The organism is Streptomyces sp. NPDC005925 (assembly GCF_040638805.1).
GTDB lineage: Bacteria > Actinomycetota > Actinomycetes > Streptomycetales > Streptomycetaceae > Streptomyces.
This window is the reverse complement of record NZ_JBEXVL010000019.1, coordinates 1-14,839: the sequence shown is the minus strand read 5'-3', so window position 1 is coordinate 14,839 and position 14,839 is coordinate 1. Positions and strand designations below refer to the sequence as shown.

At 71.1% G+C, this 14,839-nt stretch carries 11 protein-coding genes; 8 read left to right on the top strand and 3 right to left on the bottom strand.

The features are described from left to right. Positions 1 to 36 precede the first annotated feature (36 nt). Together ABZ354_RS20690 and ABZ354_RS20685 are read right to left on the bottom strand one after the other, a co-directional pair. On the bottom strand, positions 37 to 222 hold the full coding sequence (locus ABZ354_RS20690) for a DUF397 domain-containing protein (RefSeq protein WP_358658733.1): 186 nt from the start codon (positions 220 to 222) through the stop codon (positions 37 to 39). Beyond that, positions 219 to 1,082, bottom strand: a complete 864-nt coding sequence (locus tag ABZ354_RS20685) for a helix-turn-helix transcriptional regulator (protein ID WP_358658731.1) — start codon at positions 1,080 to 1,082, stop codon at positions 219 to 221. The genes ABZ354_RS20690 and ABZ354_RS20685 overlap by 4 nt, the downstream gene beginning before the upstream one ends. Before the next feature lie 161 nt (positions 1,083 to 1,243). Here ABZ354_RS20685 and ABZ354_RS20680 point away from each other — a divergent pair, with 161 nt between their 5' ends. From ABZ354_RS20680 to ABZ354_RS20645, 8 genes are all read left to right on the top strand, one after another. Then, positions 1,244 to 1,747 carry an ATP-binding protein gene (locus ABZ354_RS20680; protein WP_358658729.1) on the top strand — a complete coding sequence of 168 codons (504 nt, stop codon included), beginning with the start codon at positions 1,244 to 1,246 and terminating at the stop codon, positions 1,745 to 1,747. Positions 1,748 to 1,864: 117 nt separating this feature from the next. Beyond that, complete coding sequence (locus ABZ354_RS20675) at positions 1,865 to 2,335, top strand: hypothetical protein (protein ID WP_358658728.1); 471 nt, start codon at positions 1,865 to 1,867, stop codon at positions 2,333 to 2,335. A gap of 618 nt (positions 2,336 to 2,953) precedes the next feature. Beyond that, positions 2,954 to 5,368 carry an AAA family ATPase gene (locus ABZ354_RS20670; protein WP_358658727.1) on the top strand — a complete coding sequence of 805 codons (2,415 nt, stop codon included), beginning with the start codon at positions 2,954 to 2,956 and terminating at the stop codon, positions 5,366 to 5,368. Further along, positions 5,365 to 5,760 carry a hypothetical protein gene (locus tag ABZ354_RS20665; RefSeq protein WP_358658725.1) on the top strand — a complete coding sequence of 132 codons (396 nt, stop codon included), beginning with the start codon at positions 5,365 to 5,367 and terminating at the stop codon, positions 5,758 to 5,760. Before ABZ354_RS20670 ends, ABZ354_RS20665 begins: the two co-directional genes overlap by 4 nt. Positions 5,761 to 5,796: 36 nt before the next feature. After that, positions 5,797 to 7,437 (top strand): hypothetical protein, encoded by a 1,641-nt coding sequence (locus ABZ354_RS20660; protein WP_358658723.1) that lies wholly within the window; start codon positions 5,797 to 5,799, stop codon positions 7,435 to 7,437. A gap of 109 nt (positions 7,438 to 7,546) precedes the next feature. Next, positions 7,547 to 9,367: a DUF4357 domain-containing protein gene (locus tag ABZ354_RS20655; RefSeq protein WP_358658721.1), complete on the top strand. Its 1,821-nt coding sequence runs from the start codon at positions 7,547 to 7,549 to the stop codon at positions 9,365 to 9,367. 74 nt (positions 9,368 to 9,441) lie between these two features. Then, on the top strand, positions 9,442 to 10,665 hold the full coding sequence (locus ABZ354_RS20650) for a restriction endonuclease (protein WP_358658719.1): 1,224 nt from the start codon (positions 9,442 to 9,444) through the stop codon (positions 10,663 to 10,665). Between the two features lie 40 nt (positions 10,666 to 10,705). Continuing rightward, positions 10,706 to 12,832, top strand: a complete 2,127-nt coding sequence (locus tag ABZ354_RS20645; protein ID WP_358658717.1) for a UvrD-helicase domain-containing protein — start codon at positions 10,706 to 10,708, stop codon at positions 12,830 to 12,832. A 9-nt stretch (positions 12,833 to 12,841) separates the two neighbouring features. On the opposite strand, the gene ABZ354_RS20640 is transcribed toward ABZ354_RS20645, so the two are convergent. Next, on the bottom strand, positions 12,842 to 14,494 hold the full coding sequence (locus tag ABZ354_RS20640) for an N-6 DNA methylase (RefSeq protein ID WP_358658715.1): 1,653 nt from the start codon (positions 14,492 to 14,494) through the stop codon (positions 12,842 to 12,844). Positions 14,495 to 14,839 lie beyond the last annotated feature (345 nt).

The following is a 14,839-nucleotide window of genomic DNA, read 5'->3' as shown; positions in this document are numbered from 1 at the left end:
CTCCCGCAGCCGTACGGCTGAGCCCTGCCAAGGGGCTCAGCCGTGCGACGCGTACCGCACGAACCGCGTCCACTCCTCGCGCCCCACGGCGAAGGACGGCAGCGTCACATCCTTGGAGTCCCGTACCCGGATGGCCGACTTGGTGACGGCCACTTCCACACAGTCATCACCCTGGGTTCCGCTGTAGCTGGACTTGAACCAGGTGAGTTCCGTCGTCCTCATAGCTCTCCTCGCAGTCGCTCCAGCAGACCCCGCGAGTCTTTGGGGTTGAGGGCCTGCGACCGCAGTGTGTCATAGCACTGATAGAGGAGACTTACCTCTTTTGCGCCGGAGATGAGACGCCCGTTCTGCTGCCCTTCGGAGTATGCGAGGCGACGCCGTTCGGGGGTCTCCAAAAGTCGCATGGGGCCGTCCAGACAAGCATGGAACTCGGCATCCATCGGCATGACTTGCAGCGTGACATTGCGTGGCGCGGTCAGCTCCAAGACGTGATCGAGTAGTCCGCGCGTGACGTCCCGTCCACCGAGCCCCCGCCGGAACAGGTGCTCCTCGACAATGAAGCTGAACGGCACGTTCGGCCGCTCGTGCAGCGTCTTCTGCCGCTCCATCCGTGCGACGACCTGCGCCTCCAACTGATCGTCCGAGAGCGGCGGGATGCTGTTGTCGAAGACTGCTCGCGCGTACCCTTCCGACTGCAACAGCCCCGGTACCAGCCGACACTCGTAGGTATAGAGGCTCACCGCCACCTTCTCCAGCCGCGCCCATCGCCGGAACCAGGCGGCGAGTCCCGCCTCGCCCCGTGTCAGGTGGCGGGCCGCCCTCCGTAGCGCGCCCGTGTCGCCGAGGGCCTCCTCCGCGCGCTCCACGAACGACTCGTCCGGCATCCGGCGGCCCAGTTCGACGGACTCCACCGTGTGCTTGGAGAAGCGGACGAGGTCGGCGAACTCGGCCCGGCTGAGGCCCGCGTGTTCGCGCAGGGCCTGGACCACGGAGCCGAAGGTCCGCAGACTGTCCGAGGGTTCGGGCTCCCGCTCCACCTCACACGCCGCCAGGTCGTCACTCCCGCCGGTGCTGTTCGTCATCCGCGGCCACCTCCAGGTACGTACGCGCTGCTCTCCCGCGATCAACTCACCCAGCGTGACGGATGGATCACCGTACCGTCCACGAAATGCGCCCGTACGCTGACGCAGCGTACGAGCCGGGTCACTGGAATACGCCTCTTCTCACCCGCCACGGTTTCCCCATGAACGCCTCCACGCCTCACCTGTGTGCCACCGTACGCACGTTCGTGCAGCAGCTTTCCTCCACCCGCCGCGGTGCCCGGCTCGCCCGGGTGAGGGCCGTGGAACAGCTGACCGCCTGGGAGGTGTCGCCCGGGGTCGTCGAGCGGGCGGAGCTCGTCGTCGCGGAGCTGGCCGCGAACGCCGCGCTGCACGGGCGGGTCCCGGGCCGTGACTTCCTGCTGGCGCTGACGCTGGGGCCGGACGACGCGCGGGGCGGCACGCTGCGTATCGCGGTGAGCGACACGCGGGGCGAACGACTGCCCGCGGTCCTGCGGGGGCGGGGCGCGGACGAGGAGTCGGGCCGCGGACTGCTCCTGGTGGACACGCTGGCCGACCGCTGGGGCACCGAGCCCCGCCCGCCCTCCGGCAAGACCATCTGGGCGGAGCTCGACCGGCACGGCGAGCAGCCGGGCACGGTGTCCGGCCCCGCCGGGGGCCTACGCCGACGAATGATCTCCGAGTAGGGCGGGCCACGCGCATCCGGCTCCGGCCCACCGTCCAGGGCCCTACAGTTGCCACGGCCCGCGGGCCACCGTCCACGCATCCACGGCCCACGGGCCGTTCCGACTCCGGGAGTCGCCGTGATCACCCTGACCTCGACAGAGCGGAACATCCACCGCGTCCTCAGCGTCCGCGCCCGCGACGCCGACATCGCGAAGCCGCGCGAGGCGTGCCTGACCTACAAGGAACTGGGGCTGCTGATCGACCCCGAGGGCCTCAACACGGGCATGAGCCGGCCTCCGTTCCGCACGTTGTTCCCGGCGCTCGGACGCGTCAGCGCGTACGAGGTCGAGCACGGCAGGCCGATGCTGTCGGCCCTGGTCGTGGCGCAGGACTCACGGGTTCCCGGGCCCGGGTTCGTGGAGCTGGCCCGGCAGCTCCGGCTCCCGGTGGAAAACCCCGAGACCTACTGGGAGGACGAACTGCGCGAGGTCGTCCGCTTCTGGTCCGCCCACGACCCGGTGCTGCTTCTGGACGCGGCCGCCGACCGGCTCATGACCGAACTCGCCGAGATCAAGGCAGCGGTACGGCGCATCGGAGGCGGGGCGTAGGGGGAACCCTCGCACCCGTTGCGGTCGTGCGAGGCGCGTGACCCCGCCTCGCACTCCGGCATCACCGTCGCCGGAGACCTGTGCACCCCTCGGCCTTCCGGCCCGGCTTCCTGCTCAGCCCTCCGGGACACGACGGTCGGCCGCGCGCACGCTGCTGTCCATGGGACGCCACGCACACGCACGACGACTGCCAGGGCGTGAGCGCGGACGACCGTCCACCCGGCTCTTCACCTACGGCAGCGGCTACGGGTCCGCCGACGCTCCGAGGGCCGTCGTCGTCCGCCTCCAGCGGGCAGTCACAGCGGGCGATCGCTCCGAGTGCGCTGTCCGCGCCGCCAGTTGGCAGCGTCCACATCCTCGGCGTCGACACCCGCGCCACCCCCAGCAGGGTGCGGCGCGGCTCGGATCAGTACTGCGCCGACACGCACACGTCGCGCGGCTCCCCTCCGTACACCCCACCCGAACACCCGTACACACGCCGCCTGTCTGGAATTCATACAGTTCTGTTGACGGCGCTAACAGGCTCCGCCATGCTCGGACCGACAACGGCTCACCGTCCCCTCGCGTCGACGTGGGCACGCCCGCCGCAGCCGTCCACAGCGCCCAAGGGATCCGAGCATGAGCGACACCAACCTGCGTGACCTGCTACTCACCCGTCTGCCCGGGTCGGGGCTCTCCAGCGGCGAACAGGAGCTGGTGCGGGATCTGCTGCCCGCCGCCCAGCCCCGGAGCGGCGGCGGCTCGGGGACTGTGTACATGCGGTCCATCACCGCCTCGGGATGGCGGGGCGTCGGGCCGGCCACCACGGTCCAGCTCCGTCCCGGCCCCGGTCTGACACTGGTGGTCGGCCGCAACGGCTCCGGCAAGTCGAGCTTCGCCGAGGCCGCCGAGATGGCCCTGACGGGCGACAACTTCCGCTGGCAGGGGCGTACGCAGGTATGGAAGAAGGGCTGGCGCAACCTCCACGAGCACTCCGCCCCCGAGGTCGCCGTCGAGCTCTGCTTCGACCCCGGCAGCGACAGCGACGGTCACCGTGCGGACGCCGAGGAGCCGGTGACCGTACGCCGGATCTGGCACGGCGACAAGCTCGAAGAGTCCCGCACCGTCGTGGAGAAGGCCGGACGGGCCACCGGCGAGACCGCGCACGACGTGATCGACGCCGGGCAACTGTCGCTGTACCGGCCGTTCCTGCCGTACACCCAGCTCGGTGCGGTGATCAACGGGCCACTGACCACCCTGCACGACGAGATCTCCCGCATCCTGGGCCTCGAACTGCTCAGTGACACCGACGCGGCGGCACGGGCGCGGGCCAGGACCCTGACCGAGACCGAGAACACCGCGAAGACCCTGACCGCCACGGTGATCGAGGAGCTGACGGCGGTGGACGACCCGCGTGCCGGGGAAGCCATCACCGCGCTCTCCGGCCGGACTCCCGACCTGGAGACGGTCCGGGCCCTGTTGAAGGGTTACGGCGCCACGGAGAGGGCGTACCTCGCCCGGCTGCGCAGACTGGCCGATCTGGAAGGCCCGGACCGGCCGCTGATCGCGCGGGCGGTGGCCCGGCTGCGTTCGTCGGCCGCCGCGGCCGACGACGCACGGCACGGCACCGCCGAGGACGCCCGGCAGTTGATCGCGCTCCTCGACGCCGCGCTGGAACACCGCCGCCGCCGTCCGGAGCGCTCCGACTGCCCCGTCTGCGGCAGCACGGACCTCCTCGACCGGTCCTGGGCGGAAAGGACGCGGGCCCAGGTCGAAAGGCTCCGGACGGAAGCGGCCGAGGCCGAGGCGGCGCACCGCGAACTCGTGGACGCGGTACGGGAGGCGCACGATCTGGCCCGCCCGGCTCCCGCCTGGCTCGATGCCGACGAGTCGTCCCTCGCCGCGCTCTGGCGGGATCTGGCCGCCTGCCGCACCGTGCGGGATCCGCGGGAGCTGGCCGACCGTGCGGAGCGCGCCGTCGCGGTCCTCAGTGACGCCTGTGACCAGGTCCGTGACCATGCCCGCGGCGAGCTCACCGCCCAGGACGGCCGGTGGCAGCCCGTCGCCGCACGCCTGTCCGCGTGGCTCGCGCAGGCCGAGGCCGCGCAGGCGGCGAAGCCCGCCCTCAAACAGGTCAAGGCCGTACGCGCGTGGCTGCGGGCGCTCACCGACGAGTTGCGGGACGCCCGGTTCAAGCCGTTCGCCGACCAGTCCGAGCAGATCTGGCGCCTGCTGTGCGAGCGCAGCAGCGTCCGGCTGGGCGCGATCGGGCTCACGGGGGTCGGCCCGCAACGGCAGGTCAGTCTCCCCGTCTCCGTGGACGACGCCGACGCGCCCGCGTTCGGTGTCATGAGCCAGGGCGAACTGCACTCCCTCGCCCTCTCCCTGTTCGTCCCGAGGGCCACCCACCAGGACAGCCCGTTCGGTTTCCTGGTCATCGACGACCCGGTGCAGTCCATGGACCCGGAGAAGGTCGACGGTCTCGCCAGGGTGCTCGACCTGTACGCACAGCACCGGCAGGTCGTCGTCTTCACCCACGACACCCGGCTCGAAGAGGCCGTCCGGCGCCTCGGACTGCGGGCGAGAGTCATGCGGGTGTCCCGGCAGACCGACTCGGTCGTGCACGTCTCCTCCGTCAGCGACCCGGTGAGCCAGGCCCTGGAGGAGGCGCGGGCCATCGCCCTCGATCCGCACCTGCCGCCCGAGGTCGCCGACCGGGTACTGCCCTCGATGTGCCGACTCGCCCTCGAGGCCGCCTACCAGGACACCGCGCGGCGCGTCCTGCGCGAGGCCGGCACCGGACAGCGCGACATCCAGGACCGGGTCACCCGGCCCGGACCGCTCACCGCCCTCGCAGCCCTCGCGATGGGCATGCGGGACAAGGACCGCACCGAGATCCTGAACGCCGTCGCCCACGACCACGGCTCCTGGGCCCGGGAGCTGATCCAGGAACTCAACCAGGCGTCGCACCAGGCGCCGACCAGGCCCGTCGGCGACCGCATGGACCTGGTCAGCCGCACCACACGGCTCACCAGGGAGGTGCTGGCCCGGTGACCGCTCCCACGCCCTCCACCCGCGTTCTCCCCACGAACGAACTCCTGACGGCCGCCGGCCGGCTGCTCGATCCCGCACACGGCACCACGCTCTCCCCCGGTGTCCGGGCCCGCGCCGCCGCCACCCTGCTCCGGCTGGCCCTCGACGAGAGCCTCGACGCCTTCTGGCGGTCGGTCAGCCCCCGCATGACCCGCACCGGACGCACCCGCATGCTCTGCCTGCAGTGGTACGTCAGTCCCTCCGTCGCGCGTCAGTGGTACACCGTCTGGTCCGGTCTGAGCGCCGCCTGTCACTACCACACGTACGACCTGCCCCCCACACCCGCCGAGGTACGGGCCTGGCACCAGGACGTGAGTGAACTGCTCCGCGTCCTGTCCGCCGCCACCGCCTGAACCACCCGCCTTTCCGTACACGTGAGGAGCAGCCCGATGGACGCCCGCCGCTACCGCATGGTGGTCACCAGCAGGTCCGACTACGTACGCACCGGCGCACTCGTCGACGAGCGACTGCGCAACTGGCTCGCCCAGCCGCCCAAGCGCTACAACATCGACGCGTTCGCCGAGGGCCGCAACGAGATAGCCCCGGGAGTCACGCTCGACCACGACTCCGTCACGGGTGCCACCGGCACCTACGGGCGCTGGCGGCTCCGGGAGACGGCGCCCCGCGGGACCTGGCAGACCACCGTCGTGACCCGGCAGATCGCCGACGGGCCCACCTGGGTGCAACTCGACGTCGAACACCTCCCCGACGCCGCCGAGGCGGTCCCCGACGCCGCCAAGACACCCCGGCTCGCGAGACACCTGCTGGAGGCGCTCGACGCGCACGACGGCCCGGCCGACGTGACGGCCATGCCCCAGGTCGTCGAGGCGGAGGACGTCGAGGCGGTCATCGACGAACTCTGCGACGCCGACCGGCGCCTCCCCGTGATCATGGCGAGCACACCCCACGACGTCGACTTCGACACGTGGCTCGAAGGGACGATCGACCCTCTCGTCCGGCCCGTGGTGGGTCTGGCGATCCTCTACGTCCTCACTCCCGCGGCCGAGACCGTCTTCAACCGGGCGCTGGAACACCACCGCGTGTACAACGGGGGTGTCCGCACCTACCTGCCCGGCGTGGACCCGGCCTGGCCCGCCGACGGCCAGCGGCACCGCGTGATGTCGAAGCGGCTGATCACCGAGAACCCCCGGCTGGCCGCCCGCATCCTGAACCAGCTCCCCCAAGGGCTCGCCACCCGGCTGCCGCTGCCCGACGCCCTGGACTCCGTCCCGCTCATGCGCACGCGGGCCAGGGACGCCGTCGGCGGCTCCGAACAGGAACGGCTGCGCGACGAGAACGACGCCCTGCACGCGATCTTCGAAGAGGCGGCGCGCGAGCAGCGCGTCAGAGCCGACGAGATCCGGGACCTCAAGCGGGAACTGCGCCGGGCGGAGGACAGCGAGACCCAGATCGTCGTCGACTACGACGAGCAGTACAAGGAACTCCACCGGGCCAAGGCGCAGGTACGCGAACTGCAGAAGGAGCTCCTGAGGCTCGGAGCCTCCGCCGAGCAGGCGTACGCGGCGGTGGAACCCTCGGTGAACGCGCCCACGTCCTTCGCCGAGATCCTGGACCGCATCACCGGCATGCCCCACGTCCACTTCAGCGGCCGGCGCAAGGACACCCTGGAACTCGACGACCAGGCCTACGGATCGTCGTGGGTCCGGATGGCCTGGGACGCCCTGCTGGCACTCCAGGACTTCGCGGAGGCCGTCGTCAGCGGCACGGCGCACAGCGACTTCAAGCAGTGGTGCGCGGACGCGCCCGAGGGAATGCACGTCATCTCGCCCCGCAAGGTCGTCAGGGACGAGTCGAAGTCCGTGAAGGCGAACAGTGAGTGGAGCCGGGCGCGAACCTTCCCCGTCCCCCGCCACGTCCACCCCGACGGCAAGCTGTTCATGGGGGCCCACCTGCGGATCGGCGGCGGCAACACCATCGCACCGCGGCTGCACTACTACGACGGGGCGTGCGCCGACCACGGAATCTACGTCGGCTACATGGGCCCGCACCTGACCAACACCCTGACCTGAGGGGCGGGCCGGCGGATGCGCGACGGAGAGGCGCCCGGTTGCCGGGCCTCGGGTGCCGGTGGGCGCCCTTACTGTCTTGGCGGATACTTGTTCAGCGGGAGCGGCGACCATGGGCGACACACACATGCCATATCCAGCATTTCAGCTACGGCTGCCGAACGGGGGCCCGGTGGCCCGGGGGTGGGCGCCGGCCGAGCCGGGCACGCGGGGAAGCATCACCTTCGTCGTGGCGGCGGGATCCCCGGTCAGGGCCAAGCCCGTCCCCTCCTTCCTGGCCCGGAAGCCCCCCTCGTACGCAACACGTCGACGACTGATCGACCAGGGAATCATCCGTGCGTCCGAGCGGTGGCCGGGATGTCTGGAGACGGTGTCGGACATCGAGTGCACCTCACCGTCGGCCGCCGCTGAAATTGTCAGCGGATGCAGCCTCAACGGGTGGGACGTCTGGAAATCCGTCTCCGACGGCCGCTCACTCATCGAGTGCCTCGGGCAGCCGTCGGCCGCCCCCAACCGCTCCTGGCTCGTCCGTGGTTCGAATGTCGCCGGCCTCGACGTGGTCCAGCGCCTTTGGCTGCCAGAAGCACTCGTGGCACTGGCCGCCTCCCGCCTACGGCCCGGGGTCCGGCCAGGCACCAGCAAGGACGAATTACGCATGCTCGTCCAAGAGGACTACGAATCCACCGCCACCTACAGCCAGAAGCAGCAGCTCGTCGAGGACCTTTACGCCTTCCTCTCCCGGATGAGGCCCGGTGACAGCGTGTGCACCATCTCCGCGGGGAAGCTGTACATCGGTGAGATCACCGGTGAGGCCGAGCAGGTCGAGTCCGAAGACCGGCGATCAAATCTGCGCAGACCGGTGGACTGGCGGATGACCGGATACGCGTACGACGAATTGCCCGAGGAGCTCCAGCAGAAGCTGTCAGTCCAGCACGACATCGTCGACCTCACCTCCGTCCAGGCCCACCTCGACGGGCTGGGTCTCACCGACCAGGAGCTCGTGGAGGAGGCCGAGGCCACAGAACAGGATCCGAGCGCGGAGATTCCCGCGATCACCGCCCGCCGCGAGCTCGAGCTGCCCGAACCGACCGACGCACTCTCCGCGGAACTACTCGTACATGACACCGAGTGGCTGCGTGAAGTACGCGATCTGCTGTGGGACGAACGCCAGCTGGTGCTGTACGGTCCGCCCGGCACCGGCAAGACGTATCTCGCGCTGAAGCTCGCCGAGTTCCTCGGTGGCGGGCCCGAGCAGGTCAAGCTCGTGCAGTTCCACCCGTCGTACGCCTACGAGGACTTCTTCGAGGGCTTCCGGCCCCAGGAGGACCCGCAGACCAGGGAGGTCGCCTTCCGGCTCACCGCCGGGCCGCTGCGTGAACTCGCCGACCTGGCCTCCCGCGAGGGCAACCGGCACATCCCGCACTTCCTGATCATCGACGAGATCAACCGGGCCAACCTGGCGAAGGTCTTCGGCGAGCTGTACTTCCTGCTGGAGTACCGCAACAAGTCGGTGCGGCTGACCTACTCGGGCGACGATTTCGCGCTCCCGCCGAACCTGTTCGTCATCGGCACGATGAACACCGCCGACCGGTCCATCGCGCTGGTGGACACCGCGATGCGCCGCCGCTTCGCCTTCGTCGAACTCTCGCCTCGTACGGAACCGACCCGCGGCCTGCTGCGCCGCTGGCTGGCCAGGGAGGGCAAGGACGCGGAACCCGCCGACCTGCTCGATGCGCTCAACGCCCGCATCGACGAGCCCGACTTCCGCGTGGGGCCCTCGTACCTGATGAAGAAGGGCGTGTACCGGGAAGGCGGACTGGAGCGCACGTGGCGGACGAAGATCCTGCCCCTGCTGGAGGAGCACCACTACGGGGAGGGCGTGGACATCGAGAAGCGGTACGGGCTGGCGGCGCTGCGCGGGTCAGGGGGGTGAGCTTCCCCGTGCCCGGCGTCCCCGCCGTGTCCCCCCTCTCCCCCGCTGTGCCCACAGGGTCCGGTGGGGAACCGGTGCGGTCCGTCGAGCTGGTCGAGCACGCGCCGGCGACCCGGCTCGCCCTGCCGGACGCCGTCGGCCGTGCCCTCGCCGCTCTGCGCGTCGTGGAGGCGAACCCCGACCCGTACACCCCGGGTCACTGGACGCTGCGGGCCGGCAGCAAGGTCGGTGCCGTGGCCGTGACGGCACCGGGCGGCGACGGGCCGGTCACGGTGCGCGTCACGCCCAAGGTGCCCGTCGCCCGGATCTTCTTCCTGCTCGGCTACAGCGCCGATCCGCGACGGAGTTGGCGGGACGGCGAGGTCGAGGTCGCCGAGCACCGCGACCTGCTGCCCGCGCTCGCCCACGCCGTGGAACGGCAGGTGGACCGGGCCCTGCGCCAGGGCCTGCTGCAGGGATACCGGGAGACCGAGGCATCCGCGCTCGTCGTCCGTGGCCGGATCCGGGAGGCCGAACAGATACGGCGGCGCTTCGGGACGATGCCGCCGGTCGAGGTGGCGTACGACGAGTTCACCACCGACATCGCGGAGAACCGCATCCTGCGCGCGGCCGTCGAACGGCTCCTGCGCCTGCCCGGCGTACCCCGCGACGTACGCCGTCGGCTGCTGCACCAGCGCGCCCGCCTCACCGACGTCACGGCGCCGGTGCGGGGGCAGGTGATTCCCGACTGGCGTCCCACCCGTCTCAACGCCCGTTACCACCGGGCCCTCCGTCTCGCGCGCGTCGTCCTGGACGGCGCCTCCGCCGAACACACCCCCGGCGACCTGCGCGTCGACGGTTTCCTCTTCGACATGAACAAGCTCTTCGAGGACTTCGTGACGACCGCCCTGCGCGAGACCGTCCAGGACCGGGGCCGGGGCCCGGGCGGGTACGTCGCCCGCCTCCAGGACCCGCACCACCTCGACGAGGCCGCCGTGATCCGCATGAGGCCGGACCTCGTGCTGTACGGGCCGGACGGCACGCCCTGCGCGGTCGTGGACGCCAAGTACAAGGCCGGGCGGCCGGGCGGCTATCCGGACGCCGACCTGTACCAGATGCTGGCCTACTGCACCGCCCTCGGCCTGCGCGAGGGCCATCTCGTGTACGCGAAGGGCAACGCCCCGCACACCTCCCACCGGGTGCGTCACGCGGGCATCGTCCTCCACCAGCACGCCCTCGACCTGGACCAGGAACCGGCCGGACTGCTCGCCGGCATCGAGGAGGTGGCCGGACGGCTGATGAACACGCCGCGCGTATGATCGACTGCGGAGTGTCCGTTCAGGGTGGGGAGTTCGCCTCGTGCCGCAGCTCGCGTTCGCCAACAGTTTCTGGGAGAGCTACGACGTCCTGGAAAAGCCCGTCAAGGCCGGCGTTCGCAAGGCGATGCAGAAGTTCCAGCAGCTCACCGTGGCCGAACTGCACGCGGACAAAGGCCTCCACCTCGAGTCCGTGCAGGGCGCGCAGGACCCGCGCATGCGGACCATCCGCATCAACGACTTCTGGCGCGGAGTCGTCCTGGCCCCGGACGACGGCAGCGGCGTCTTCCTGCTCGTCAACGTCGTACGCCACGACGACGCGTACACCTGGGCGGCCAAGCGGCTGTACACGACGAACTCCGCGACGCGCGCCCTCGAGGTGCGCAACGTGGTCGCCATCGAGCAGCTGACCCCGGCCCTGCGGAAAGCGGCGGCCGCCGCGGGCTCCCTGCTCTTCGCGGCGTACTCGGACACCGTGCTGCGCGAACTCGGCATCGACGAGCAGGTGCTGCGTGCCGTGCGGACCATCGTCGACAAGGCACAGCTCGCGGCGTTCGAGACGCTGCTGCCGGAGGACCAGTGCGAGGTGCTCCAGTACCTCGCCGAGGGGTTCAGCCCCGAAGAGGTGTACCGGGACGTGGTCGCCGTCCGCCGTCCGGTCGACGCGGGCCCCGACCCCGACGAGAGCCTCGCCGTCGCCATCGCCAACACCACGAGCCGCATCACCCTGGTCACCGGACCCGAAGAGCTCGCGGACATCCTGGAGAAGCCGTTCGCGGCCTGGTGCGTGTTCCTGCACCCGTCGCAGCGCAGGGTCGCCTACCGGGTCTCGTACGGCGGGCCCGTCCAGATCACCGGCGGTCCCGGCACCGGCAAGACGGTCGCGGCCCTGCACCGCGTCAAGCACCTCCTCACCCGCTCCCCCGGCACCCGGATCCTGCTGACCACATACACCAACGCGCTGGCCGGCTCGCTGCGCGAGAACCTGTCCATGCTGCTGGACGGCGACGGTACGCTCCTCGGCCGCGTCGACGTGACCACGGTCAACGCGTACGCGCACGGTGTCGTGACCCGCCTCGACGGCAGGTCGCCGGCCCCCGTGGGCGACCGGGAGGAACGGCAGCTGTGGCAGCGCGTCGTCAGACAGCTCGGACTGCCGTGGACGGATCAGTTCCTGGCCCAGGAGTACCGGCACGTCGTCCTCGCCCAGGACCTGCGCACCGCCGAGGCCTACCGCACCGCACGGCGGCGCGGTCGTGGCAGCCCGCTGCCGTCGTCACGGCGCGACCAGCTGTGGTCGGCCGTCGAGTCGTTCGAGTCGATGCTGCGGGCGCAGAAGGCCACCACACACCTGTCGGTGTGCGCGCGTGCGGCCGACCTCCTGGCCGCCTCCGGGCCGACGCACGACCACGTCGTGGTCGACGAGGCGCAGGACCTGCATCCCTCGCAGTGGCGCGTCCTGCGCGGCGCGGTGGCACCCGGCAGCGACGACCTGTTCATCACGGGCGACCCGCATCAGCGCATCTACGACGCCAAGGTGTCGCTGGGCTCCCTGGGCATCCCGGTGGCCGGACGCACGCACCGGCTGCGCATCAACTACCGCTCCACGGAGGAGATCCTCGCCTGGTCGACGGGCATCCTCGGTGCGGTGCCCGTGGACGACCTGGGTGGCGAGGGCAGCGACAGCCTGGCCGGCTACCGCTCCCTGCTGCACGGCCGCAGGCCCCAGGCGGCGGGGTACGGGTCCGAGCAGGCGGAGGTCGCGGCGCTCGTCGAGCGCGTCGAGGGCTGGATCGCCCGGGGCGTCCGGCCGTCGGAGATCGGCGTCTGCACCCGCTTCAACGTGCTGCTCGACAAGGCACACGACAAGCTGTCCGCCGCCGGGATACCGGTGGTCCGCGTCCGGGACCACCCCGGGCCCGGCGCGGAGGGGGTGCGGCTGGCCACCATGCACGCCATGAAAGGGCTGGAGTTCCGCTGCGTCGGCGTCCTGGGGGTGACGGCGAGCGCGGTGCCGTTCACCCGCGAGGTGACCCCCGCCTCCGTGGACGCCCTGCAGCACGAGTCGGATCTGCTGCGGGAACGGTGCCTGCTGTTCGTGGCGTGCACACGGGCGCGGGAGGCGTTGGCCGTGACGTGGAGCGGGTCGGCGAGCCCATTCGTGCCGTGACGCCGTGTGTCAGCTCTCCGGGGTGAGCGCGCCGTTGCCGAGGCCGTCCCTGGCCAGGGCCGCCGCGTCCCGGCTGAGCTCCACCAGTCTCCGCGTCCGCTCCTCGAACTCCTGGAGCGCGCGGAAGGCCGCCCCGTACCGCCGCTGTTCGACGATGTCCATCTGCGGGATGCGGGAGCCCTTGCCGTCGAGACGGAAGGTGCCACTGCTGCTCGTGGAGCGCCTGGTGTTGGCCGCGCTGCGCAGGAAACCCCGCAGGTAGTCGGTGTCCAGCTGGTCGCTGATCGAGACGGGCTCCGGGTCGCCGTACTCGACGAGCCCCGCGCGCGCCAGGTCGGCGACGCTCACGGTGGGACCGTCCGGGGAGCTCGGCCTGCCGCCCGCCGACAGGGCAGGCAGCAGCTCCGCCAGCAGTCGCAGCTGCTCGGTCAGCTCCCGCCGCAGCGCCTGGTATTCCACCGCGTAGTCGCGGTGGGAGTCCTCGACGTGACGTCCCGGTGTGAGGTCCACGGCGTCGTCGAGGAGATCGAGCAGGGGAACGTCGGCCACCTGCTCGGGGCCCGGTTCCAGCGGGCCGTCCGGATCACCCGTCGTCAGGTCGACCATCCGGACATGAGTGACCACGTCCTTCGGGGCCCGGGGGCGGCGCAGGTGCCACAGGTGCACCGGGAGCGCGTGCGCGGCCGCCGTGCCGGAGGGAAGAGCGGTGACCTGCGTGAGGATGCCCCCTTGGACGAGCTTGCGGCGGATCCGGCGGCCCGCCTTGCGGTAGGCGACCGAGGCTGGCAGGACCAGGAGGACCCGGCCGCCGGGCGCGGTGTGCGCGTAGGCGTGCTGCAGCCAGGCGAGTTCGCTCTCGGCGCGGGACGGGAGGCCGAACTCCCAGCGCGAGTCGAGCAGCAGGTCCTCGCGCCCCCAGTCGGGTTCACCGACGGGCGGATGACAGACGACGAGGTCGGCCTTGAGGTCGGCCCACTGGTCGTCACGCAGGGAGTCCCCCGTGACGACGACGGCGCCGCCGCGCCCGCCGAGGTCGGCCCTCAGCTGCGCGAACGTGGCCCTGCGGGTGTCGTATTCCTGCCCGCGGCGCCGGGGGCCCTGCTCGGGTCCGACGGCCAGCAGGAGGGAGCCGATGCCGCAGGCCGGGTCGAAGAGGACCGCGTCGGATGCCACCTCGCCGGCGAAGTGGCGTACGGCGCGGACGATGCGCGGTGAGGTGATCTGGTCCGATCCGGCCCGGCGTACGGAGTCGGTGAAGCGTTCCGCGAGAACGCCCACCGCTTCTGCCGCGCCATCGGCCCCGGCCAGTTCCCGCGAGAGCCGGACGATCTCCGACGGAAGTTCCTCGGGTGCCTTGTCCCCGGCGAGGAGGCGGGCGGTGTCCACGAGTCCGCCGAGCATGTCGTCGCCGTACACTCCGCGCAGCGCCTGCCACAGCTGCACCTCGACCGAGATGTCCTGTCCCTTGCTCTGTTTGTCCAGCCACGCCTGTACCTCGGCCAGGTCGAACAGCGGACTGTTGACCCCGCCGCCGGACGGTGCCGGGAAGTCGTCGTAGCGCCGGCGCCAGTTCGAGACGGCTGCGCGGGTGACACCTGCCAGCCGGGCGATCTCAGAGCCGGTGACCAGCGGGTTGGCCTGCGAGTGGGGGGTGTCCGTCATACAGGCAACCGTACACAGGGCCACCGGTGCTATCAATGCAAGTACTCGTTGACGACGTTAACAACAGATGTATTCCCGTGTGCGCAGACTGTCCGGGCCCGTGCGGTCGACGCCGTTGAGCGTGAAACCAGCGACAGCCTCGGCCGCCGGGGCGCGGACCGGGCGGTGCGCGTACGGGCACGGGGTGGGCGGCCGGAGCGTGCGGCGGGGTCCGGGGGTGCTCGCCCCGGACCCCGGCAGCCCGACTAGGTGTTCTGTCCCGGGAGGTTGTGGACGGTGACAGGGCTCACGGCTGACCGATCTTGAAATGGGTGAGGGCCTTCTGGCCTGGTGTGGATTGCGACA